Source organism: Streptomyces sp. NPDC050509 (genome assembly GCF_044457965.1).
In the GTDB taxonomy this organism is placed as follows: domain Bacteria; phylum Actinomycetota; class Actinomycetes; order Streptomycetales; family Streptomycetaceae; genus Streptomyces.
The window spans coordinates 1-22,928 of sequence record NZ_JBITHL010000002.1 but is presented as its reverse complement, the minus strand read 5'-3'; the positions used below and the strand labels follow the sequence as shown (position 1 = coordinate 22,928).

15 protein-coding genes are annotated in these 22,928 nt (G+C 73.1%); 9 read left to right on the top strand and 6 right to left on the bottom strand.

Going from position 1 to position 22,928, the window contains the following annotated elements; all coding sequences use genetic code 11:
• Positions 1-90 precede the first annotated feature (90 nt).
• Positions 91-672: an NAD(P)/FAD-dependent oxidoreductase gene (locus ACIBJC_RS05420; protein ID WP_399288231.1), complete on the bottom strand. Its 582-nt coding sequence runs from the start codon at positions 670-672 to the stop codon at positions 91-93.
• Between the two features lie 117 nt (positions 673-789).
• On the opposite strand from ACIBJC_RS05420, the gene ACIBJC_RS05415 reads away from it, so the two are divergent.
• Positions 790-2,193, top strand: coding sequence for a CoA transferase (locus ACIBJC_RS05415; RefSeq protein WP_399288229.1), 1,404 nt, complete (start codon positions 790-792; stop codon positions 2,191-2,193).
• 15 nt (positions 2,194-2,208) lie between these two features.
• Here ACIBJC_RS05415 and ACIBJC_RS05410 read toward each other — a convergent pair whose 3' ends face one another.
• Positions 2,209-6,888 carry a HEAT repeat domain-containing protein gene (locus tag ACIBJC_RS05410; RefSeq protein WP_399288226.1) on the bottom strand — a complete coding sequence of 1,560 codons (4,680 nt, stop codon included), beginning with the start codon at positions 6,886-6,888 and terminating at the stop codon, positions 2,209-2,211.
• A 250-nt stretch (positions 6,889-7,138) separates the two neighbouring features.
• Between ACIBJC_RS05410 and ACIBJC_RS05405 the strand changes: the two genes are divergently transcribed.
• The 6 genes from ACIBJC_RS05405 (at position 7,139) to rbsD (ending at position 15,505) form a co-directional block, all read left to right on the top strand.
• Entirely contained in the window at positions 7,139-9,199 is a 2,061-nt protein-coding gene (locus ACIBJC_RS05405; protein WP_399288223.1) for a beta-N-acetylglucosaminidase domain-containing protein, read from the top strand.
• A 200-nt stretch (positions 9,200-9,399) separates the two neighbouring features.
• Entirely contained in the window at positions 9,400-10,542 is a 1,143-nt protein-coding gene (locus ACIBJC_RS05400) for a LacI family DNA-binding transcriptional regulator (protein ID WP_399288220.1), read from the top strand.
• The gene (locus ACIBJC_RS05395; protein ID WP_399288217.1) at positions 10,539-12,170 is read left to right on the top strand and encodes a sugar ABC transporter ATP-binding protein; all 1,632 of its coding nucleotides are present in this window, start codon (positions 10,539-10,541) and stop codon (positions 12,168-12,170) included. Before ACIBJC_RS05400 ends, ACIBJC_RS05395 begins: the two co-directional genes overlap by 4 nt.
• Entirely contained in the window at positions 12,160-14,133 is a 1,974-nt protein-coding gene (locus ACIBJC_RS05390) for a substrate-binding domain-containing protein (protein ID WP_399288214.1), read from the top strand. The genes ACIBJC_RS05395 and ACIBJC_RS05390 overlap by 11 nt, the downstream gene beginning before the upstream one ends.
• An 80-nt stretch (positions 14,134-14,213) precedes the next feature.
• Complete coding sequence (locus ACIBJC_RS05385) at positions 14,214-15,122, top strand: ribokinase (protein ID WP_399288211.1); 909 nt, start codon at positions 14,214-14,216, stop codon at positions 15,120-15,122.
• Positions 15,119-15,505 (top strand): D-ribose pyranase, encoded by a 387-nt coding sequence (gene rbsD, locus ACIBJC_RS05380; RefSeq protein WP_399288209.1) that lies wholly within the window; start codon positions 15,119-15,121, stop codon positions 15,503-15,505. The genes ACIBJC_RS05385 and rbsD overlap by 4 nt, the downstream gene beginning before the upstream one ends.
• A 7-nt stretch (positions 15,506-15,512) precedes the next feature.
• On the opposite strand, the gene ACIBJC_RS05375 is transcribed toward rbsD, so the two are convergent.
• The 3 genes from ACIBJC_RS05375 to ACIBJC_RS05365 form a co-directional block, all read right to left on the bottom strand.
• On the bottom strand, positions 15,513-17,279 hold the full coding sequence (locus ACIBJC_RS05375) for a nickel transporter (protein WP_399288205.1): 1,767 nt from the start codon (positions 17,277-17,279) through the stop codon (positions 15,513-15,515).
• A 26-nt stretch (positions 17,280-17,305) separates the two neighbouring features.
• The gene (locus tag ACIBJC_RS05370; protein ID WP_399288203.1) at positions 17,306-18,757 is read right to left on the bottom strand and encodes a tetratricopeptide repeat protein; all 1,452 of its coding nucleotides are present in this window, start codon (positions 18,755-18,757) and stop codon (positions 17,306-17,308) included.
• A gap of 177 nt (positions 18,758-18,934) precedes the next feature.
• Complete coding sequence (locus tag ACIBJC_RS05365) at positions 18,935-20,476, bottom strand: DUF4331 domain-containing protein (protein ID WP_399288200.1); 1,542 nt, start codon at positions 20,474-20,476, stop codon at positions 18,935-18,937.
• Between the two features lie 376 nt (positions 20,477-20,852).
• On the opposite strand from ACIBJC_RS05365, the gene ACIBJC_RS05360 reads away from it, so the two are divergent.
• Positions 20,853-21,593 (top strand): 1,4-alpha-glucan branching protein, encoded by a 741-nt coding sequence (locus ACIBJC_RS05360; protein WP_399288197.1) that lies wholly within the window; start codon positions 20,853-20,855, stop codon positions 21,591-21,593.
• Between the two features lie 88 nt (positions 21,594-21,681).
• On the opposite strand, the gene ACIBJC_RS05355 is transcribed toward ACIBJC_RS05360, so the two are convergent.
• Positions 21,682-22,008, bottom strand: a complete 327-nt coding sequence (locus ACIBJC_RS05355; RefSeq protein WP_399288194.1) for a hypothetical protein — start codon at positions 22,006-22,008, stop codon at positions 21,682-21,684.
• 51 nt (positions 22,009-22,059) lie between these two features.
• Between ACIBJC_RS05355 and ACIBJC_RS05350 the strand changes: the two genes are divergently transcribed.
• A partial coding sequence (locus tag ACIBJC_RS05350) for an IS630 family transposase (protein WP_399288192.1) occupies positions 22,060-22,928 on the top strand: 869 nt, incomplete at its 3' end.

The window sequence follows — 22,928 nt, the reverse complement described above, 5'->3', positions numbered from 1 at the left end:
GGTGCTGCGCGGTACCGGTGATCCAGGCGCGGCCCTCGGCGTCGACCGGTCCGCCGTCGAAAGTGAAGCGGACGACGGCCCGCTGGTCGCTCATGCGGTGGCCTCCTCGAATCGGTCCGGGCGGAACCCCATGTAGGCCCGGAGCAGCCGCACTTCGGCGAGGAGCGGAAAGACGATGAGGGCCTGTGCGGCGAGCTTGCGCAGCACGGGCAGGGACATCGTACGGTCGAAGCCGACCCGTTCCCGGCCGGCGCCGGTCAGGACCGTTCCGGCCCGCGTGCCCTCGACCACCACCGAGGTCTCCAGGCCCGCTTCGCCGCCGGCCACGTTGGCGACGTACTCGGCGGTGTACACCTTGTGCCGGACCACCCGGGTCAGCGGTTCGGTGACCAGGACGAACCCTCGGCGGGGCAGGACGGGGATCGGCGCGCCCGCCAGTTCGCCGAGCCTCCCGCTCCAGATGCCTGCGGCGTTGACGACATGGCGGGCGTGGATCACGGGAGCGGCCGACGCGGTCGTGCGGACGCCGCGGACGGCACCTCTGGTGCCCCTGGCGTCCCCGGCGCCTCCGGCGCCCCAGGCGTCGTGGAGGAATCCGGTGACCTCCGTGCCCGGCAGGACGGTCACGCCCCGGGCGCGCAGGTGCTGGAAGATCCGCGCGGTGGCCGGCATCGGCTGGACCTGGCTGTCCTGCGGGTAGTACGCGCTCGCACGTCACGGCCACGAACCGGAGGCGCGGCCTCGGACCGGGGTACGAAAACGGCGTGGCCGGCACGGGACAATGGCCCCATGACGCAAGGAAACGACGCGGCGACCGCTCACGCGTGGGCGGCGCTCGGCGGCCGGGACGGGCTCGCGGAATCGGTGACGTACGAAGGCGCGGGCGAGGTGCTGGCGGCCCGGCTACCGGTGCGGGAACTGGCGCGGGCGACCGTGGGCGTGTGCTCGCTGGCCGCCGCGGAGCTGCTCGCGCTCCGCCGCGGCGTACCCGTACCGGCGGTACGGGTACGGGAGGGGGCGGTCGCCACGGCGTTCGTCAGCGAGCGGTACCTGCGGATCGACGGGCGGGCCCCCACCGGATTCGCGCCGCTGTCCGGGTTCTGGCGCGCGGCCGACGGCTGGGTCCGCACCCACGCCAACTACCCGCACCACCGCGCCCGGTTGCTGGGCGCCCTCGACATCCGCGACGCGGGCGACGGTCCGGCGACCACTCGGCGGCTCGCGGACGAGCTGGCGACACGCCCGGCCCGGGAGATCCAGGAGACCGTTTACGCGGCGGGCGGCCTCGCCGTGGCCGTGGCGTCCACACCGGCGGAACCCACCGTTCCACTCTCCCCCGACGGCGGCGCGCCGCCGCTCGCCGAGATCAGAACGGCCGGGACCGGGCAGGCCGGGGAGGGCCCGCCACTGGCGCTGCCGTCGGCCGCGCTCCCGGCCGAGGGCGTACGGGTGCTGGACCTGACCCGGGTCATCTCGGGGCCCGTCGCCACCCGCACCCTGGCGCTGCTGGGCGCCGATGTCCTGCGGGTGGACTCGCCCCGTCTGCCGGAACGCCCCGACGCCCACGCCGACACGGGCCCGGGCAAGCGCTCGACCCTGCTGGACCTCTCCGCCTCCCCGGACCGGCAGGTCTTCGAGGAGCTGCTGGACACGGCCGATGTCGTGGTGACCGGCTACCGGCCGGGCGCGCTCGACCGGCACGGGCTGGCGCCCGACGCGCTGCGGGCCCGGCGCCCCGGTCTGATCGTGGCGCAGCTCTGCGCCTGGGGCTGGTCCGGGCCGTGGGCCGCGCGGCGCGGCTTCGACAGCCTCGTCCAGGCGGCGAGCGGTATCGCCGCGCGCGAGGCCGACCCCGACGGCCACCCGGGCGCCCTGCCGGCCCAGGCGCTCGACCACGGCACGGGGTATCTCATCGCGGCCGGGGTTCTGCGTGCTCTGACAGACCGCCAGATCACAGGTGAGGGACGGCATCTGCGGTTCTCGCTCGCGGGCACCGCGTCCTGGCTGCTGCACGGTGTCCGGCACACACCGGTGGAGGGCGGCCCGTACGATCCGGCGCCCTGGCTCACCGAGACCCCCTCGGCCTACGGGCCGCTGCACCACGCGCTCACACCGGTGCACTACGCGGGCGCGCCCGTCACCTGGTCGCGCCCGCCGACACGCTGGGGTACGGACCTGCCGCGCTGGAACTGACCTCCACCGAGCGTCCTATGCCGGCCCGGTGGCGGTGATCCGGTCGAGGACGTCCGTGTAGAGGGAGCGTTTGTCGGGGCGGGCGTGCCCCGCCGCGCGCCGCAGGGCCGGGACGGCGCGGGCGCCGAGGGTGACAAGACCCTCGGTCGCCGCCGTCCGTACGACGGGGTGGGGGTGGGCGAGCCGTTCGACCACGGCGGGGATCGCGGGCTCCCACGGGGCACCGCACAGGGCTCTGATCGCCATGCGCTGGATATCGGGCTGGGGATCATCCAACAGGACCGCGGTGTGGCGCAGATGGGCCGTGCGGTCCAGCATCGCCCGGGAGATCCGGTGGGCGCGCAGCCGGATCCCGGCCCGGGGATGCGTGAGCAACCCGGCTATCACCGCGTGCAGTTCGGGGTCCTGGTCCGGTTCGGGTCCGCTGTGCTCCTCGGCCAGCCGGGTGAGCGCGCGGCGGATCCGCTCCGGGGTGCCCGTGCGGGCCAGGTCCAGCAACTCCCGCCGGGACGGCCGGGATACGGGCCCCGCCTGCCCGGTCGCGGGGCGTTCCCGGAGCGCGGCGAGGGCGGCGGCGTCCTGCCGTACGGAGTCGGGGTTCCGCAGCGGACCGGCCACCAGGATGAGCCCGTCGGCCAGATCGTCGCGCCCTTCGGCCCGCAACCGGCGTCGGGTCCGGGTCAGCGCGGGGGTGCGGAGCAGCGTACGGCCGACGAGGAGGTCCACGAACCCCCAGGCCCCCGCGTCGAGCCGGTCCTCCAGGTGGGCCGCCAGGACATCGGCGTCGACCCGGTGCAGCAGACACGCGGCGGTGCTCCGCACGTCGGGCGCTCCGTGTTCCCAGCGTGCGAGCAGCGCGGGGAGCAGCGGCTCCAGGTCCCGGTGGGCGACGGCGCCGGCGACGAGCAGCAGCCGGTCCTCCCGTACGCCGTCCCCGCCCAACTCGGCCCTCCCGGAGGCGGTTCGGGCGAGCGCCGTCAACGCGCGGGCGAGCGGCGGGCCGACGGCCACGGTGACGCGCCCCTGAAGGCAGGCACGGAGCACGGTCCGCGCGGTCTCCGGCTCGGGCCAGGTCAGCAGCGTCCGGGCGGCGGCGTTCGCGCGGTCCTCGGCGCCGTTCTCCAACAGGCCCAGCAGGCGGGTGCGCAGGGCGTCGGAGCGTGGCTGGTCGAGATCGGCGCCGTGCACGGTCCGCGGTGCGGGCGGCGGTGCGGCGGCGTCCTCGGTGAGGGTCCAGGGCGGGGAGCCGAGCGGCTGGAGTTCGGTCATCCGGTCGAGAAGGGCGGTACGGACCTCGGCCCCGGCGTCCGGGTAGGCGTCGGCCAGTGCAGCGAGCCGGGCCCGGGAGCCGGGCGCGCCGTCGGTGTGGTGGCGGAACAGCTCCAGGGCGGCGGGGGTACGTACCGCGGCGTCGAGCGCGGTGTGCCACGCGCCTTCCTCTTCGGACGGCGGTGCGTGGAACGCTTCGTGGAGTACGGCCTGTTGGGCCGCCCGGGGGTCGGCGGTGAGCCGGGCGGCGGCGAGTGCCCGGTCGAGATCGGCACGGACCAGGACGGCGTCACAGGCGCGCAGCAGGGAGAGCGCGGAGCGCGTTCCGGGGTGCGCCGGGGGCAGCGCCCGTACCGCGTCGGCGACGTCCGACCGCTCCACGGCGGGCAGCATCGGTACGGCGGCTTCGAGTACGGCGGCGAGAGCGCGCCCGTAGCCGTCCGCGCCATCCGAGCCGTCCATGTCGCTGTGTGCGGTGGCCAGTTCGGCGAGCAGGGTCCCGGCGGAGCGGGCGAAGGTGTGCCGTTCGCGGTCCGTCCAGGGCGCGGGGCAGATCCGTAGCGTGAGCCGTACGACGCGCTCCCGGGCCTCGGGCTCCGATCCGGCCAGGCGGAGCCAGTCCGCCAGCATCGGCCTGAGGCTCCGCGCCAGGTGCTCCGACAACTCGGGCCGTGCGGCGATCCGGAGGGCGACCGGCGCGTGCCAGCCCCGGGCCAGCAGCGACCTGGCGTCGGAGTCCGCGTCTCTGTCCGTGCCCGCCACGTGCGGCGCACCGCCCGTGCGGTGGGGCCGCCCGGCGGGGAGGACGATGCCGTGGGCGGCCAGCGGCGCCGCGAGGTCGGCGGGCTTCCCGGAGGCGAGGCGGATCCGGCCGTCGGCCACCAGGGCGAGCAGCGCCGGTACCGCCGGTGACGCCTGGTCGGCCAGGGCGAGGACGGTGGGCGCGGTCAGCACCCCGTCGAGCCCCGCCGCCAACAGCCGTACCTGATCGGCTCCTTCGGGGTCGCGCTCGGCCGCCGCGAGGAGGGTCGCCAGGTACGCGTCGCCGAGGACGGCGCGCAGCGCCGCGACGAGCGCGGTACGCAGCCCCGGGTTGGTCACCCGGCCGAGATGGCGGAGGAGCCCCGGGACCGCCGCCGGGGCGCCCGCGCGGGCCAGCACCTCGGCGGCGGTCTTCCTGATGTTCATGTTCGGATGGTCGAGGCACGCGGCGATCGCGGGCGCGGCCCAGCGGGCCCGCGCGTGGCCGAGGGCGAGCAGTGCCTGGCGTACGGTCTGGATGTCCTGGGCGGCGGTCAGTGTGATGAGGGTCGCCGAGAGCGCCCGGGCGTCGTCCCCCGTGTCGTCCCTGGCGAGCAGGGCGATCACATGTTTGCGTACGTGCCGGTCGCGGGCGCGGAGCAGGCGGTGCACCCGGGGGCGGGCGTGCGCGCAGGGGACGGCGAGGAGCAGCTTGAGCAGGATCGTACGTTCGCCGTCGGTCACCCCGGGCCGGTCCAGCAGGTCCAGCGCCAGGGTCGCGACGAGTGCGTGACCGGCTTCCCGGGCGTCGGCCGCGCCGAGCAGACAGACCGGCCGGATCCCGCGCCGCGCGTGGAGCCGTCCGCCGAGCGCGCACAGGGCGTCCACGACGTCCTGTGGCACGGCGGGTTCGGCGGTGGCTCGCCCCTCGGTGAACCGACCCGTTTCCGGGAGGGGTTGACCGGTGTCGGGCTCGGATGACGCCGCGAGGTCGGCCACGACGCGCAGCAGCAGATCGGCGAGGACCGGCACCGTACCGGAGCCGCCGTGAGCGGCCAGCCTGAGCAGCGCGGCGACCGGGTCGGCCGGATCGAGATGGGAACGCAGCAGGGTGAGTTCCCGTTCGTCGGGGCCGCCGAGGCCAGCCGCGATCCGTGGGGGGAGATGGGTGGGATCGAGGCGTACGAGGATACGGCGGCGCAGTTCCGGATCGGTGTTGAGGGACCAGAGCAGTTCCAGGGCCCGGTGGCGCACGGCCCGCAGCGCGGGGGCGACGGTTTCCGCGCCCTCCCTCTCGCCTGCGTCCTCCCCCTCCCCCTCGTCCGCGTCCATACCCACGCCCAGTCCATCGGCCAGCATCCGTACGGTGCGCTCTCCGCCCAGTGCTTCCAGCGCGTCCAGTGCCGCTTCGGGCGCGGACGGCAGGCAGGCGATGACGGCCTCTTCGGCGTCCGTGTGGCGCAGTTCGCGGAGCGCGTCGAGAAAGGGCTCGGGCGCGGCGGCCGACGGGAGGACGCGGGTGAGGGCGTCGCCGATCGGCAGCTCCCCCGCCCCCTGCCGGGCCAGTTCGACGAGCAGGGCGAGCCGTCGCGGCCAACTGGGGTCGTCCGCGGGCGCGTCGGTGAGCGCGTCGCACACGTCCCGCCGACAGGTGAAGAGGACCGTCGCGAACGCGCGGGGCGGGATCGTGTGGTCCGCGAGGGCCAGTCCGACGAGCGCCGGTACGGCCGGGGGCGCCGGGAAGTGTCCACGCCGGTGGAGCCCGCGCAGACAGCGCATCGCCGCGCTGCCGAGCAGCAGGGGATCGCGGGTGGCGAGGGCGGTCAGGGCATCGATGTCCCCGCGTTCCGCGAGCGCGCCGAGAAGTTCCATGGCGCGCCGGCGTTGGCCCGGTGGCCGGTCCGGTTCCGCGACGACCCGCCACAGCAGATCGCTGTGACCGTGGCGGGCGGAGACCAGGAGCGCGGCTTCGGCGGTACCGGAGTCGCCGCCCGAGTCGGTACTGAAGTCCCCGCCGAAGTCGGTACCGAAGTCGCCTCCGGAGTCGCTGCCGGAGTCCCCGCCGAAGTCGGTAGCGACTCCGGCGCCGGTGGGGTCGCCCGTACCCGGGTCGAGGAATCCGGACAGCTCCCCCAGCGCCAGCGGCTCCAACGCCGCCCATGGTTCGGCGAGTTCGGTGAGCGCGGCGGTCGCGGTCCCGGGGGCGCCGGACCGCGCCAGGCCGATCAGGTGTGCGCGGACGAGCGCGGGCGCGAGGAGTCCGGCGTGCAGCCCCTGCCGGGCGAACCGCACCGCCTCGGCCCGCACCACGGGGTCGCCGCACTCCACCAGCTCCGCCAGGAGGCGCTGGGGCCGGTGGGCGCGTGTGACGTCCAGGTCCCGAACCGCCTGGTACAGCAGCTCACTCGGGGGTTCGGTGCGGAGCACTCCTGGCTCGTTGTGCAGTTCGGCGCGGAGCCAGGCGATCCGTACGCGCTCCGGCAGGTCCGCCGTCCGCCACGCGGGGCGGCGCCGCTCCGGAAGGTACGGCCCGAGGCGCTCGTACAACTCCGCCAGGACGAGGGCGGACTCCGGCGGCCCCGTCACCGACAGGGGCAGCAGCGCGGCGAGTTGGGCACGTTCGGACGCGTCGACGGCCCGGTCCCCGGGGGCACCGTCCGGGGCCAGCCGTTCGGCGATGAGCACGAGTCCGCGATACCGCGCACGAGGATCCCCGTTACGGACAAGTCGCCCGATGTCGGCCGACGGGTGGGCAGGGGTTGCGTGGAACGGTGTGTCCGTCGGCGTCTTCACGTTCGGATCCTAAGTGGGATATTCACGTCCCGACCACTGGAATTCGCCCCACCATGCCATCTTGACATGTACTCGCCTCAATGATGGTTTAGACCAATCGGTCACCGGCCGGTGACCGGGTCCCGCTCCCCTTGGAGTTGCCGTGCTCCGTCGGTCCCGAAGGCACCACCCCGGACAGTCTCTTCTCGGCCTCCCCCTTCTCGGCGCCCTGACACTGACCCTCACCACCCTCACCCCACTCGCCCCGCCCGGCCCACCCGCCCCCTTGACCGCCGCACCCGCGGGCGCGTCCACCCCTTCGACCGCCAGTGCGTCCCTGCCGGTCGTCACCCCCACGCCACAGCGGATGACAGCCGCGGGGCGCGCGCTGCGCGTCCCGGACCGGGTGCGGCTGGCCGTCGGTGAGGGCGCCGACACCGCCGGTCTCGATGTGATCAGAAAGGCGCTGACCTCCGCCGGGGCGCGCCGGATCGACCAGGTCCCGATCGGCGACGCCGGGGCCACCCCGGCTACCGGTGCGCGCGACCCCCGCCTCACCGTCGTGGTCGGGTCGGTCACGGACCGGGCGGTGGCCCGCGCCCTGCGCGCGGCGGGCGGTAGCGTCCCCGGCACGCTCGACGCGGAGGGGTACGCGCTCGCCACCACGGCGGGCGAAGGCCGCACCGGCGCCACGGCCGTCCTCGCGGGCAACGACGCGGACGGCATCTACTACGCGGCGCAGACCTTCCGGCAGTTGGTGGCCCCCGCGAGCAGGAGCATCGCGGCCGTGTCGATCACCGACCACCCCCTTATGTCCCTGCGCGGAAGCATCGAGGGCTTCTACGGCGCGCCCTGGTCACACGCCGACCGGCTCGACCAACTCGCCTTCTACGGCACCGTCAAGGCCAACACGTACATCTACGCCCCCAAGGACGACGTGTACCTGCGGGAGAACTGGCGCGACACCTACCCCGCGGAACGGCTCGCCGATCTGCGCGAGCTGATCGACCGCGCCACCACCCACCATGTCGACTTCACCTACGCCATCTCCCCCGGCCTGTCGGTCTGTTACAGCGACCCGAACGACGTGAACGCCCTGGAGAACAAGCTCGAAAGCCTCTACGCGCAGGGGGCGCGCAGCTTCTACGTGGCGCTGGACGACATCAGCTACACGAGCTGGAACTGCGCCTCGGACCAGGCGAAGTACGGCGCTCCGGGCCGGGCCGCCGCCGGGCTGGCGCAGGCCGATCTGCTCAACGCGGTGCAGCGCGACTTCATCGGCACGCACACCGGCGCCCGTCCGCTCCAGATGGTGCCCACCGAGTACTCCGACATGGCCGACTCCCCCTACAAGAAGGTCCTGCGCGAGCAGCTCGACCCTCAGGTGGTCGTGCAGTGGACGGGCAACGACGTCGTCCCGCCGTCGATCAGTGTGGCCGACGCCCGCGCCGCCTCGGCGGTCTGGGGACGCAAGGTGTTCCTCTGGGACAACTATCCGGTCAACGACTACGGGCAGACCACGGGCCGGCTGCTGATGGCCCCGTACGACCGGCGCGAGGCCGGGCTGCACGAGGAGTTGAGCGGCATCGTCCTCAACCCCATGAACCAGGCCGCCGCGAGCAAGGTCGCGCTCTTCGGCGGGGCGTCCTTCGCGTGGAACGACCAGGCCGACAAATACGACCCCGGGCGCACCTGGCGCGCGGCGGCCGACCATCTGTCGGGCGGCGATCGTACGGTCACACGGGCGCTGCTGGCCTTCTTCGACACCCAGCATCTCGCGCCGACGTTCGGCCCGGAGAACTGGCAGCCGCAGGCACCCGTGCTGCGCGCGGCGCTGGACGACTTCCGCGCCGTATGGTCCACCGGCTCGTTCCAGGAGCGGCGGTCCGCGCTGCGCGAGCTGTCCGCCCACGCCGGCCCGCTCGCCGACGCGCCGGACCGGATACGGGGCGGAGTGGCGGACCAGGGCTTCCTCAGGGAGACCGCGCCGTGGCTGACCGCGCTCGACCTGTGGGGCGACGCGCTCGACGCCACGCTGGACGGGCTGCGGGCACAGCTCCACGGCGGCAGCGGCGCCGGGTCCTTCGCCGAGGCGGCCGAACTGGCCCGCCGGGCCGCCGCGGTCAGGACGATCCCGGGGACGACCCGGCCGCAGGGCACGATCAAGGTGGCGGACGGGGTCCTGGACACCTTCATCGGGGAGGCACCGACGCTGCGGGACTGAACCAAGCGGGACGGATGAGCGGCGGAGGCGGGCGGCCGGGATCGGCGGGCCCGGGCGAAGGGGCCCGGGCCCGCGGGCCCGGTGCGGGGGCCGGCTTTCATCACGATCGGGTCTCGGGATACCCCCAGACCCTTGCTTTCTCCCTGTGAAATCGATTCCAATCCTCCGTGTAATCGATTCCACAGGGAGGTGGACCGACGATGGCGGCCATCAAGGACGTCGCGGCCCGGGCGGGTGTCTCCGCCGCCACGGTGTCCCGCGTACTCAACGACCATCCGTCGGTCAGCCCGGAGTCCCGCGCCCGGGTGCTCGCCGCCGTCGCCGCGCTGGGGTACCGGCCCAACGCGGTGGCCCGCTCCCTGCGCACCGACGAGACCCGCACCCTCGGCCTGGTCATCAGCGATGTGCTCAACCCGTACTTCACCTCCCTGGCGCGGGCCGTCGAGGAGGAGGCGCGGGCCCTCGGCTACAGCGTGATCATCGGGAACGCCGACGAGCGGCCCGAGTTGCAGGACCACCACGTCCGTACGCTGCTGGACCGCCGGATCGACGGACTGCTCCTGTCCCCCACCGACCGCGGGGCGAAGCTGATACGCGACGCGGTGCGCGCCGACACGCCGGTCGTCTTCGTGGACCGGTGGATCCCCGGGGTGGACGTGCCGGTCGTCCGGGCGGACGGGCGCGCGGCCGTACGGGACCTGGTCGGCCATCTGCTGGCGCTCGGCCACCGCAGGCCGGCGATCATCGCGGGCCCCGCGGCCACCACCACCGGCAGCGAGCGCATCGACGCGTTCCGCGCGGCGCTCGGTGAGCACGGGGTGGCGCTGCCGGACGCGTACATCGGCCAGGGCGACTTCCAGGCCGAGAGCGGACGCCGGGCCGCCGAGCGCTTCCTCGATCTGCCGGAGCCGCCCGACGCGGTGTTCGCCGCGGACAACCTGATGGCGCTCGGCGCGCTCGACGCGTTCCGCGCCCGCGGGCTGCGGGTCCCCGAGGACATCGCGCTCGCCGCCTTCGACGACATCCCCTGGTTCGTGCACACGGACCCGCCGATCACCGCCATCGCGCAGCCCACGGACGAGTTGGGGAGGGCGGCGGTGCGGGCCCTGGCCGAACGCATCGCCGGCCGCGAACCGCCCTCCGTGACCCTGCCCGCCCGGCTGGTCGTACGCCGCTCGTGCGGTGCGGAACTGCCGCCGGACGGTGCGACCCTGCCGCCGGACGGTGCGGAGCTGCCGTCGGACGGCGCGCCCCCGGGCCGCGCGGACGCCCCGCCGGGGCCGCCGGACCCCGTCCCTTCGGAACGGAACCCATCAGCACGATCGCAAAGGAGCGACCCGTGAGTCACCCGGACGAGTTGCTGCGTGTCGAAGGGATACGCAAGACCTTCCCCGGCGTGGTGGCGCTGGACAGCGTCGACTTCGATCTGCGCCGCGGCGAGGTGCACGTCCTCCTCGGTGAGAACGGCGCCGGCAAGAGCACACTGATCAAGATGCTCTCCGGCGCGTACCGGCCCGACACCGGACGTGTGCTCGTCGACGGGGAGGAGGTACGTATCCACGGCGCGCAGGACGCGGAACGGCTCGGCATCGCCACCATCTACCAGGAGTTCAACCTCGTCCCCGATCTGACGGTGGCCGAGAACATCTTCCTGGGGCGCCAGCCGCGCCGCTTCGGCCTCATCGACCGCAGGAAGATGGAGGCCGACGCCGCCACCCTGCTGGAGCGCGTCGGCGTCACCACGCCGCCCCACACCAAGGTGCGTGAACTGGGCATCGCCCGGCTCCAGATGGTCGAGATCGCCAAGGCTCTCAGCCTGGACGCGCGCGTGCTGGTGATGGACGAGCCGACCGCCGTGCTGACCTCCGAGGAGGTGGAGAAGCTCTTCCGGATCGTGCGCACCCTGCGCGAGGAGGGGGTGGGCATCGTCTTCATCACCCACCATCTGGAGGAGATCGCGGCGCTCGGCGACCGGGTCACCGTGCTGCGCGACGGCCGCAGCGTCGGCCAGGTGCCCGCGTCGACCCCCGAGGACGAACTCGTACGCCTCATGGTCGGCCGCAGCATCGAGCAGCAGTACCCGCGCCGCCGCGCGGAGACCGGCACCGCCCTGCTCAGTGTGAGCGGGCTGACCCGGCAGGGCGTCTTCCACGACGTGGGGTTCGAGGTACGGGCCGGCGAGGTCGTCGGCATCGCGGGACTGGTGGGCGCGGGCCGCACCGAGGTCGTACGGGCGGTCTTCGGCGCCGACCACTACGACAGCGGCACCGTACGGGTCGGGGGAACTCCCCTGCCCCGGTACGACGTCGGCGCGGCGATGGCCGCCGGGATCGGCCTCGTACCCGAGGACCGCAAGGGCCAGGGCCTGCTGCTCGACGCCTCCGTGGCGGAGAACCTCGGCCTGGTCACCCTGCGCTCCGCGACCCGTGGCGGGCTGGTGGACCGCAAGGCCCAGCACACCGCCGCCGCCCGGATGGCCGGACAACTCGGCGTGCGGATGGCGGGACTTGAGCAGCGGGTGGGCACCCTGTCGGGCGGCAACCAGCAGAAGGTCGTCATCGGCAAGTGGCTGCTGGCCGATGTCCGGGTGCTGATCCTGGACGAGCCGACGCGCGGCATCGACGTCGGCGCGAAGGTCGAGATCTACCAGCTCATCAACGAACTCACCGCCGCGGGCCACGCCGTGCTGATGATCTCCAGCGATCTGCCGGAGGTGCTCGGCATGAGCGACCGGGTGCTGGTGATGGCGCAGGGCCGGATCGCCGGCGAGCTGGACGCCGGCGAGGCCACCCAGGACGCGGTGATGGCGCTCGCCGTGAGCACGGGACCGCCCCCGGCCGACGCCACGACGCACACACCCCGCACGACCGACCCGACCAGCACGACCGACGCAACCGATACGACCGACACGACGGACACGACCGATACGACGGTCGACGAAGAAGGAGTGGAGGGCTCCCGTGGCCACTGACACGCTCAAGAGCGAGAAGAGCACAACAGGCGGCGGTGGCGCCCCGGGGCTCCGCCGTCTCCTCCTCGACAACGGCGCCCTGAGCGCCCTGGTGGTCCTGGTGGTGGCGATGTCGCTGCTGTCGGGCGACTTCCTCACCACGCAGAACCTGCTGAACGTCGGTGTGCAGGCCGCCGTGACCGCGATCCTCGCGTTCGGTGTCACCTTCGTCATCGTCACGGCGGGCATCGACCTGTCGGTCGGCTCGGTGGCGGCGCTCTCCGCGACCGTACTGGCCTGGTCGGCGACGTCCGAGGGGGTGCCGGTGTGGCTGGCCGTCATCCTCGCCGTCGCCACCGGCATCGCATGCGGCCTCGTCAACGGCGCGCTCGTCTCGTACGGCAAACTCCCGCCGTTCATCGCCACGTTGGCGATGCTCTCGGTGGGCCGCGGCCTCTCCCTGGTGATCTCGCAGGGCAGCCCGATCGCCTTCCCCTCCTCGGTCTCCCGGCTGGGGGACACGCTCGGCGGCTGGCTGCCCGTGCCCGTCCTCGTGATGATCGTGATGGGGCTGATCACCGCGGTGATCCTGGGCCGCACCTACCTCGGCCGCTCGATGTACGCGATCGGCGGCAACGAGGAGGCGGCGCGCCTCTCCGGGCTGCGCGTCAAGCGCCAGAAGGTCGCCGTCTACGCCCTGTCCGGGCTGTTCGCCGCCGTCGCGGGTGTCGTCCTCGCCTCCCGGCTCGCCTCGGCGCAGCCGCAGGCCGCGCAGGGGTACGAACTCGACGCGATCGCCGCGGTCGTCATCGGCGGCGCCAGCCTGTCGGGCGGGGTCGGCAAGGCGTCCGGCACCCTGATCGGCGCGCTGATCCTCGCGGTGCTGCGCAACGGCCTCAACCTGCTGTCGGTGTCGGCGTTCTGGCAGCAGGTCGTCATCGGTGTCGTCATCGCGCTCGCGGTGCTGCTCGACACGGTGCGCCGGCGCGCCGGATCCACCCCGGTGACGGGCGGCGCCGGTGGCGCGGCCGGTGCGGGCGGGCCCGGGGGCAAAAAGGCACAGGCCGTGAAGTACACGGTCGCCGCGGTGCTGGTGGCCGCCGTCATCGGCGGTGTCTCCTTCTGGAACAACGGCTCCTCCGGTGACGCGACCAAGGTGGGCATGTCCGTCTCCACCCTCAACAACCCGTTCTTCGTGCAGTTGAAGGCGGGCGCCCAGGCCGAGGCGAAGGCGAAGGGCGTGGACCTGACCGTGACCGACGCGCAGAACGACGCCTCCCAACAGGCCAACCAGATACAGAACTTCACCAGCGAGGGCATGTCCTCGGTGATCGTCAACCCGGTCGACTCGGACGCGGCGGGCCCCTCGGTGCGCGCCGCCAACCAGGCGGACATCCCGGTGATAGCCGCCGACCGCGGGGTCAACAAGGCGGACGTCGCGACCCTCGTCGCCTCCGACAATGTCGCGGGCGGCGAGCAGGCGGCGCGGACGCTGGCCGACAGGCTCGGCGGGAAGGGCCGCGTCGTGGTCCTCCAGGGTACGGCCGGTACCTCCGCGAGCCGGGAGCGCGGCGCGGGCTTCGCCCAGGGCATCAAGGCGTACCCGGGTATCGAGGTCGTCGCGAAGCAGCCCGCGGACTTCGACCGCACCAAGGGCCTCGACGTGATGACGAACCTGCTCCAGGCCCACGGTGACGTGAACGGTGTCTTCGCCGAGAACGACGAGATGGCGCTCGGCGCGATCAAGGCGCTGGGGTCCAAGGCGGGCACGTCGATCCCGGTGGTCGGCTTCGACGGCACGCCCGACGGGCTGAAGGCGGTCGAGGCGGGCACCCTGTACGCGTCGGTGGCGCAGCAACCCGCCGAACTGGGCAAACTGGCCGTACGCAACGCGATCGAGGCCGCCGCGGGCAAGAAGATCGACACGACGGTGAAGGTCCCGGTGAAGGTGGTCACGGCGAAGAACGTGGCCGACTTCTCCTGACGGCCACCCGGTCCCGTACCCCCTGAAGGACCCATGGCCCTGAAGGCCCCGTAGCCCCGAGGAAACGGAGAGAGACAGCGATGTACGACTACGACCTGCTGGTCGTGGGGTCGGCCAACGCCGACCTGGTGATCGGCGTCGAGCGGCGCCCGGGCCCCGGCGAGACCGTCCTCGGCTCGGACCTGACGGTCCATCCGGGCGGCAAGGGCGCCAACCAGGCGGTTGCCGCCGCCCGCCTCGGCGCCCGTACGGCGCTGCTGGCGCGGGTCGGTGACGACGCGCACGGCCGGCTGCTGCTCGACTCGCAGCACACGGCCGGAGTCGACACGGTGGGGGTACGGTCCGGCGGGGCGCCCACCGGGGTCGCGCTGATCACCGTCGACCCGTCCGGGGACAACAGCATCGTGGTGTCCCCGGGCGCCAACGCCCGGCTCTCCCCCGAGGACGTACGGGAGGCGGCGGAGCTGCTGGGGGCGTCGCGCGTAGTCTCCGCCCAGTTGGAGATCCCGTTGGAGACGGTCACCGAGGTGGTACGGAGGCTGGCTCCTGGCACCCGCTTCGTCCTCAACCCCTCGCCGCCGGTGGAGCTGCCCGCCGAGATCCTCGCGGCGTGCGATCCGCTGATCGTCAACGAGCACGAGGCACGGGTCGTGCTCGGCGCGAAGGCGGATCCGGTGGGCGACGAACCGGCTGACTGGGCACGGGCGTTGCTCGCGCTGGGGCCGCGCTCGGTGGTCATCACGCTGGGCGAGCGCGGAGCGCTGGTGGCGGACGCGCGGACGACGGCGCTCGTGCCGTCCGTACGGGTGCGGGCCGTGGACACGACGGGCGCCGGTGACGCGTTCACCGCGGCGCTGGCGTGGCGGCTCGGCGCGGGCGAGGAGCTGACGGCGGCGGCGGAATACGCCGCGCGGGTGGGCGCCGTGGCGGTCACCCGGGCGGGCGCCCAGGTGTCGTTCCCGACGGCGGCGGAGGTGGCGTCGCTGTGAAGAGGTCAGGGATCCTGAACCGTCATCTCGCGGGCGCGACAGCCGAGTTGGGCCATGGGGACGGGGTGCTGGTCTGCGACGCGGGCATGCCCGTCCCGGCTGGCCCCCGCGTGGTGGACCTGGCCTTCGTGGCAGGGGTGCCGTCCTTTGCCCAGGTGCTGGACGGGCTGCTGGCGGAGCTGGTCGTGGAGGGCGCGACGGCCGCCCACGAGGTACGGGAGGCGAACCCGGAGGCGGCGCGGCTACTGGGTCGCCTCCCGGATCTCGGCTTCGTCCCGCACGAGGAGCTGAAGAGGCTGTCAGCGGGCGCGCGGCTGATCGTACGCACCGGTGAGGCGCGGCCGTACGCGAATGTGCTGCTGCGCTGCGGGGTCTTCTTCTGACCTCGGCTCATCCCAGGCCGGTCACGACCCCGCGGAGCATCAGCCCGCAGCCCAGGGCGAGCACGACCACGGCCGACGCGAACGGGGCCGTCCGGTGGGCCAGGGCCAGGAAGCGGCCCCGGGGGCGGGCGGCCAGCCTGCGGGTGGTGGTCTCCCGCAGCCGTACCACCGCGAACCCGGCCCCCGCGAGGGTGACGGCGAGCCCGGCCCCGTACGCGATCACCAGCAGGAAGCCGAACCACGCCTGCCCGAGGGCCGCCGCGCCGACCAGGACGACGACGGCGGACGGGCTCGGGACCAGCCCGCCGGCGAAGCCGAGCAGGATGATCCCCCGGAGTCCGGGGGCGGGCGGAAGGTGGCTGCGGGCGTGCGCGAGCGCGTCCGCGTGCGCGTCTGCGTGTCCGTGGCTGTGCGCGTGCCCGTGCCCGTGGTTCTCGCGTTCCGCCGTGAGTGTGGCCACCGGGCCGTGGGACACCTCGTGCCCGTGCCCGTGCCCGTGTGCGTCTTCGTGTTCGTGTCCGTGCCGGTGTGCCGACGTGAGCACCGGCACCCGCGCCTCGTCGGACGCCTCGTCCACCGCCACCTCGTGCGATGCGTGCGCGTGCGTGTGTCCGTGTGTGGGTCCGTGTGTGTGCCCCTGAGTGTGGCTGTGCGTGTGTCCCTGCGGGCGGCGCCGGTGGCGCCATGCCCTGCGCAGCAGCAGCGCGCCCGCGATCGCGACCAGCGCACCGCTCGCGAGGGAGAGCCAGAACACCACCGTGGGCGCCGCCGCCGAACCCGCCACGATCAGCGCGCCCAGCGCGAAGACACCGAGCGTGTGCGTCATGGTCACCGAGAAACCCAGCGCCAGCACATCGCGCAGGGAGCTGCGCCCGCCCGCCGTCGCCGCGGCGGCCATCATCGTCTTGCCGTGCCCGGGGGCCAGTGCGTGCATGGCGCCGAGCAGCAGGGACACACCGAGCGCGAACGCCGCGAAGCCGACGGTCAGTTCGTGCCGGGCCACCAGACCGGTCAGCGCCTGCGCCCAGCGGTCCGCCCCGCGCGGCAGCACCCCGGCCACCGGGGAACCACCCTTCTCGTCCTGGCCCCCGGTCAGCGCGGGGCCGCCGGCCCGGACCGTGAACGCGGCCGACCGGTGGTCGGGCGGCGAGGAGAGCAGGTCGCCTGGGTACGAGGTCAGCCGCCGCGAGAGGGAGTCGCGCGGCAGGTCCCCCGCCTCCGTGAGCGTCGTCCGGTCGCCCCGCGCGGTGATCTCCCGCCAGCCCGCGCCGGTCGCGACGCCCGCCGGGTGGTACGTGATCCGCTGCGGCTCGTCGCCCGGCAGCGGCGCCGTCAGCTCGCAGGTCACGCGCAGCGTCCGCAGCCCCGCCTGTCCCGGGCGCTCCCGCGCCTGTGCGCCGCCCGCCGTGACGGGGGCGGGCTTTCCGCCGCCCTCCCCCACCGTCAGCCGGGCGCCGGAGGCGGCCGTGGCGCACCGCGCCGTGGCCCACGCGGCGAGTTCGGCGGCGTCCAGCTCCTCGTTCCCGTCGGTGTCGATACGGTTGCGCTCCTGCGCGGCGGGGATCTCCGCCAGGTCCTCCACATGGTCCACGCGCAAGGTGCCCGGCGCGACGACCAGCCCGTCGTACTGGCTGACGGTGAAGTTCCCGAGCGGGTGCGCCTGCGCGACCTGGGCGGGCAGCAGCGCGAGCGCCGTCCCCGCCACGAGGGTGGCGAGCGCGGTGGCGGCGGTACGTCGCGGTACGAGTCTCCCGGCCGTGGGTCGTCCCGTCATGAGCCGTCCCGTCGTGGGTCGTCCCGTCATGAGTCCTCCCGGGATCCGGATCCGGTGAGCGCGGACAGCGCGGACCTGGCCTCGCGCGCGCCCGTGGGCGAGAAGCCCCGGTTCAGGTCGAGCGCGGCGGTCAGCGAGCGGCGCGCGGCCTTGTCGTCGCCGAGGGCCCGCTCGATCATGCCGCGGTGGTGGAGGAACGACGCGTTGCGGTAGCCGGGGGACGCCGCGGTCGCCCTCTTCGCGTACGTCAGCGCCTCGCGGTCCTTTCCGTTCGCGTGCAGCGCCCAGGCGAGCGCGTCCGCGGTGTGGACGCTCTCGCGGCGGGACCACTCGGCGCGCGCCGCTTCGAGCGCCAGCCCGGCGTCGCCGTGGTCGGCCTCGACGAGCGCGGACTCCAGGTCGGTGGCGACCCCGTTGGCGCGGGCCAACCGGGTCCAGGTACCGATGAGTTCGTACTGCTCCTCGGCCTTCTCGCGCTGACCGGCCACCTCGTACAGCTCGCCGAGCGCGGCGAGCTGGCCCGGCAGGGGGTAGCGGCGTACGACCTCTTCGAGATCGGTCAGCGCCTGTTCGGTCCTGCCCTGCGCGGCGTAGGTGCGTCCGCGCCCCTCCAGCGCGGGAACATATCGCGGGTCGGCGCGCAGCGCGGTCGCGTAGTGGTCCAGCGCGTCGGCGTACTGCCCCTGGCTCCAGGCTAGTTGGCCGAGTGCGGTGGCGACGTACGCCGTATCGGCGGTGCTGGAGGCGGAGTTCCGGGCCCGCAGCAGCACCTCGCGCGCGCCCTTGACGTCGCCGCGCAGCTCCCGTACGTACGCGTACCGGGTGAAGACGGGGAGGCCGGGGCGGCGCCGGTCGGCGAGTTCGACGGCCTTCCACGCCTCGTCGTAGCGGCCGAGTTCGACCAGTGCGTCGACCCGGGTGGAGAGCGCGCGTTCGCTGTACGGGTTGACCCGCAGCGCCCGGTCCGCCTGGCCCAGCGCCGCCGGGAAGTCGTGGCGTGCGGCGGCCAGCGCCGAACGTCCGGCGAGGGCCGCGTCGTTCTCGTCGGCGGGGCGCAGCGCGAGCGAGCGCCCGAAGGCCTTCTCCGCCTGCGGGTAGCGCGTCGGATCGCCGCTGGTCCTGGCCTGCTCGACATAGGCCGCGCCCAGGGTCGCCCAGCCGGTGGCGTCCTTGGGCTGCGCCTTGAGGTGTTTCTGAAGGGAGTCGATGCCCTGTGCGAGGTCTCCCGAGGCCAGTCGCTCGACGGGGACGCTCGCCGCGAGCGGCTGCGCGGCCCGTACGTTCCGGTCCTCTTCGCCGCCGGCGCCGAGCACCACCGAGGTGGCGGTGAGCACCAGGGCGACGGCCATGACCGTGAGGACGCCGCGACGGCGTCGTCCCGTACCCGCGGCCTCTCGCTCGCCCTCTCCTTCACCTTGGCCCTCACCCTGGCCCTCGTGCTCACGCCGTCGCGTGAACTGCGGCTTCCGTACGAGCATCGCTCTCGCCTTCCTCGGGTCTCTCGGTGGGGTGGTGTGTGGAGGTGGGGGTGGGGGTGGTGTGCGAAGGTGCCGCGCCGATGGAGGTGGCCCGGCGGCGCCCGTGGGGGACGGATGACGCCGCCGGGCCGGTCACTGGGTGCCGGTCAGGTCCGGCTTCTCGTGCCGGAGCCGGCGTCAGCCGACCCAGGAGGGGCGCGAGCGGCGGGCGCGTATCCAGGTCGCGCCGAGGCCGATCAGCAGGGCGACGACGGCGCCAGCTCCGGCGGAGACGAGCATCAGCGTGGTGTTCGACCACGACGCGGTGAGCGAGGACATGCCGCCCGTCAGCCCGGTCGCGGCGCCCTTGGTCGCCACGTCGGAGGCGTCGACGTCGGAACCGGCCTTGGGCAGCCCGACGTACGGGAAGCTCTTGCCGAACTCCTTGTCGTTGGCGTCGACCGCGTCGCCCAGGTCGTTCTTCGATCCGACGAGTTCGCCCTCGACGACCTGGAGCGCGATGTCCAGCACGTCGTCGGTCAGCCGGCGCCCGTTCGGGAAGCCCGCGTTGTCACCGTCCAGCACGCCCAGCCGCTTCGGCTTCGCGACCGGCTTGATGGAGGTGTTGAGGCGCAGCATCTCCGACGGTGTGACCTTCGGCGGCTGGTTGAGGTCCTTCACACCGGTCAGGAAGACCGAGACGAGGTCGTCGCGCGGCTCCGCCGGGGCCTTGATGTCGTAGATCGCCTCGATGAGCTTCGGCAGCTCCGGCTCCGTGACGTTCTTCAGGAAGTCGCCGTCGTCCTCCGGCGAGGAGGCGTTGAACTTGTCCTTGTCCTTGACCGGGTTGACGACCTCGTTGACCAGCGGCATGCCGAGCCGCGACACCCGGGTCCACTCGCCCGAGGCGTTCTGGCGCTCGGTGGTCGAGTAGATGCCGACGATCGGCTGCTCCTCGGACTCCCGGAGGTAGGAGTTCGGGACCTGGAGGGCGATCGAGTTGGCGTTGTAGCCCTTGAGGGTGTCGTTGCCGACCTCCGAGAGGTCACCCCCGTACAGCAGGTCGAAGACGCGCAGATCGGCGAAGAACGGGTCGTCGGCCTGGCCGGCGAACGCCTTGATCCCGCCGGCGACCTTCGTCACCGCCTGGTCGCGGAGCTTCTGGTAGTCGGGCATCGACGCCTTGCCGACGTTCGACGGGGCGACCGGCAGGTTCTCCGCGACCTTGTGTTGCGAGACGACCTTCTTGTGCTCCAGGCGCAGCAGTTCGATGTCGTAGGTCTGGGTGAAGTTGAGCTCCGGGGAGTCCAGGCTCTCCACGACACCGGTGTTGTAGAGGAAGGTGTTCTCGTTCTTGCGGTGGTCCTTGAAGGTGAACCGGTAGAGGAGATCGTCCTGGGCGTCCCCGTCGCTGTCGATGTGGATCTCGTAGCGGGCGTCGGTGGCGAACGTGAAGAAGTTCGGTCCGCCCGCCGGCTCCTGGAACGGAAGTACGTTCGCGACGATGGTTGTTGTGTCGGGGTGGTCCGGGCTGACGAACGCGTAGAGGTCCGTGTTGTCGAACTGGGGCTGCCCCGAGATCAGGGGGGCTTCGCGGTGGCTGGAGGCGTGTGCGGTCTGTGGCACCAGCGCGGCCACGCCGGTGGCGGTGACCCCGCCGGCGGCCAACGCACCACAGGCGAGCAGCGCGACGCTCCCGCGTCCTCGCCACGTACGCCCGCTTCTGGTGATTGCGGTCATCAGGTCCGTCCTTCATCCGTCATCGGGGCCGTTCCGGCTTGCTGTACCTGCATTACGTGCGCGATCCCGGTCTTGTTCGGTCTCGTTCACGGCAAGTCGGGGCGCCGGGAGCCCGGTGGGAGCGAGAACCCGTGGCGGGGCTGGGACGTAGCCGGATCGGACCCCGAAAAAATAAATTTCGGCCGGACCAATCCATCGGGGGCCGTGCAACGAAGATGAGAAGACGGGGGTTCTTTCCGCACGTCAGAGCAGTGTGCGGCGTGGCATGGACTCATCTGCACGCGGTGGGGGCGGTGGCGGAAGTGACAGGATGGGCGCCGACCGAGCCACGTGACCACGGCACGGCATGTGGCACACGCGAAAGGTGTCCGGACACATGGCAGTCATCCACCGCACCACGATGGCCCCCACCAAGCTGGAGCTGCTCGGCTCCTGGCTCCCCACACGGCCGTGGTACCGCGGCGGGGGGAGCGTGCCGGAGCTGAGCCGGACCGGTGGGTTCCGGCTCGACGATCCGCGGGGGGAGGTCGGGATCGAGTTCATGGCGGTCACCGACGCTTCGGGCGCCCGGCCGCTCACGTACCACGTGCCGCTCAGCTATCGGGGCGCGCCGCTCGACGGAGCCGACGAGGCGCTCATCGGGACCAGTGAACACGGGGTGTTGGGGCGGCGGTGGATCTACGACGGGGCTCAGGACCCCGTGGTGGTCGCGCGGCTGCTCGCCCTGCTCGCCGGCGACGCCGAGCCTCAGGCCCAGAGTGTCAGCGACACCCCCGATCCGTCCGTCGTCAGCGGCTTCACGAGGACCGGCCGTACGGGCGTGTTCGCGTCCCTGACCGCGAGCGACGGGCCGGACGGCACCGATCTCCTCGTCCGGACGGCCCTCCCGAGCGGGACGGGCGCGGCGGGCGCGGCGGTCACGGCGACGGCCGACGCGGCCTCCGGCGAACCGGGCGGCCCGCTGGCCCTCCGCGTCCACCGGATCCTCCGGGCCGACCAGGACGCCCCTACGGACGCGGCCGAGCCCGTCGGGCATGTCACCGCGGGGTGGAACCTCCCTGACGGGACGACGGTGCGGGGCCGGTACGTGGTCGTGAGCGGCACCGCGGCCGCGTAGGCACCGGGCCGTACCCGGCGCCTACGCGAGCGGAAGAGCCGGCCGACGGGTGCGTCGGCCGGCTCCGAAGGCGGTGCTCCTCGCGGCCCTAGGCGATCGCGGGCTCCGGCTCCTGCTCCGGAGCGGCGGCCGAGGCGTCCGCCTTCTGCTCCGCCTTGGACTTCGCCCCGGTCTTCGCCGTGTTGGCGGCCGGGGTGCTCTCCGCGGTCTCCCCGGCGCCTTCGGAATCCTCCGCGCCGTCCGAGCCGCCCTCGGCGATGTCCAGGAAGTGGCGGATCGCCTCGACCGACAGTTCGAGTTCGTCGGAGGCGCCCAGCTCGCTCCCGAAGACCTCGACCGCTTCCGCCACGGCCTCGGCCAGCTCCGCCTCGGCCTTGCGCAGTTTGGCCTCGGCCTTGTCGACGGTGTCGACCACCGCTAGTGTTATGCGCCTGAAATTCCGGCATTAAGTTGCTAGGGTTTCTGGATGTCGTTTCCGAGGCGTCCTTCCGTCGAGTTCGTGTTGACTGCTGACGAGCGTGACCAGCTGGTCCGTTGGTCGCAGGGGGCGTCGAGGTTGGCTGTGCGGGCGTGCATTGTGTTGCGGTGTGCTGAGCCGGATGTTGTGTATGCGCGGGTTGCCGATGACTTGGGTGTGTCGGCGATGACGGTCGGCAAGTGGCGCAAGCGGTTCGTGGAGTCACGGCTGGAGGGTCTGGCGGATACCGGCCGGCCGGGGCGGCCGAAGAGCGGCCTGGCTCTGAGTGATCTCGAGCGGGAACAGCTGACGCGTTGGGCCCGTCGGGCGAAGTCCTCGCAGGCATTGGCGTTGCGGTCGAGGATCGTGCTGGCGTGCGCCGAGGACACGTCGAACAAGACGGTCGCCAACCGCCTGGGAACGTCCGTGTCCACGGTGGCCCGGTGGCGGCGTAGGTTTGTTGAGCTGCGGCTGGAAGGTCTGGCTGACGAACTGCGGCCGGGCCGGCCGCCGTCGATTCTCCTCGACCGGGTCGAGGAGGTTGTCGCCGCCACGCTGGAGACGTCGCCGCGTGATGCCACGCACTGGTCGCGGGCCTCGATGGCCGAGCGAACCGGCCTGTCGAAGTCGACGATCGGACGGATCTGGCGGCAGTTCGAACTGAAGCCGCACATCCAGGACTCGTTCAAACTGTCAACGGACCCGCAGTTCGTGGAGAAGGTCGTCGATGTCGTCGGCCTCTACCACCACCCGCCGGAGAAGGCGGTGGTGCTGTGTGTGGACGAGAAGTCCCAGGTTCAGGCCTTGGACCGCACGCAGCCCGTCCTGCCGATGATGCCCGGCATGCCGGAGAGGCGCACCCACGACTACCAACGGCA

Excerpts from the sequence above, each read along its gene's own strand:
- ACIBJC_RS05420 (WP_399288231.1), bottom strand. The coding sequence starts at position 672 with ATGCCGGCCACCGCGCGGATCTTCCAGCACCTGCGCGCCCGGGGCGTG.
- ACIBJC_RS05415 (WP_399288229.1), top strand. The coding sequence starts at position 790 with ATGACGCAAGGAAACGACGCGGCGACCGCTCACGCGTGGGCGGCGCTC.
- ACIBJC_RS05400 (WP_399288220.1), top strand. The coding sequence starts at position 9,400 with ATGGCGGCCATCAAGGACGTCGCGGCCCGGGCGGGTGTCTCCGCCGCC.
- ACIBJC_RS05385 (WP_399288211.1), top strand. The coding sequence starts at position 14,214 with ATGTACGACTACGACCTGCTGGTCGTGGGGTCGGCCAACGCCGACCTG.
- ACIBJC_RS05375 (WP_399288205.1), bottom strand. The coding sequence starts at position 17,279 with ATGACGGGACGACCCACGGCCGGGAGACTCGTACCGCGACGTACCGCC.
- ACIBJC_RS05370 (WP_399288203.1), bottom strand. The coding sequence starts at position 18,757 with ATGCTCGTACGGAAGCCGCAGTTCACGCGACGGCGTGAGCACGAGGGC.
- ACIBJC_RS05365 (WP_399288200.1), bottom strand. The coding sequence starts at position 20,476 with ATGACCGCAATCACCAGAAGCGGGCGTACGTGGCGAGGACGCGGGAGC.
- ACIBJC_RS05360 (WP_399288197.1), top strand. The coding sequence starts at position 20,853 with ATGGCAGTCATCCACCGCACCACGATGGCCCCCACCAAGCTGGAGCTG.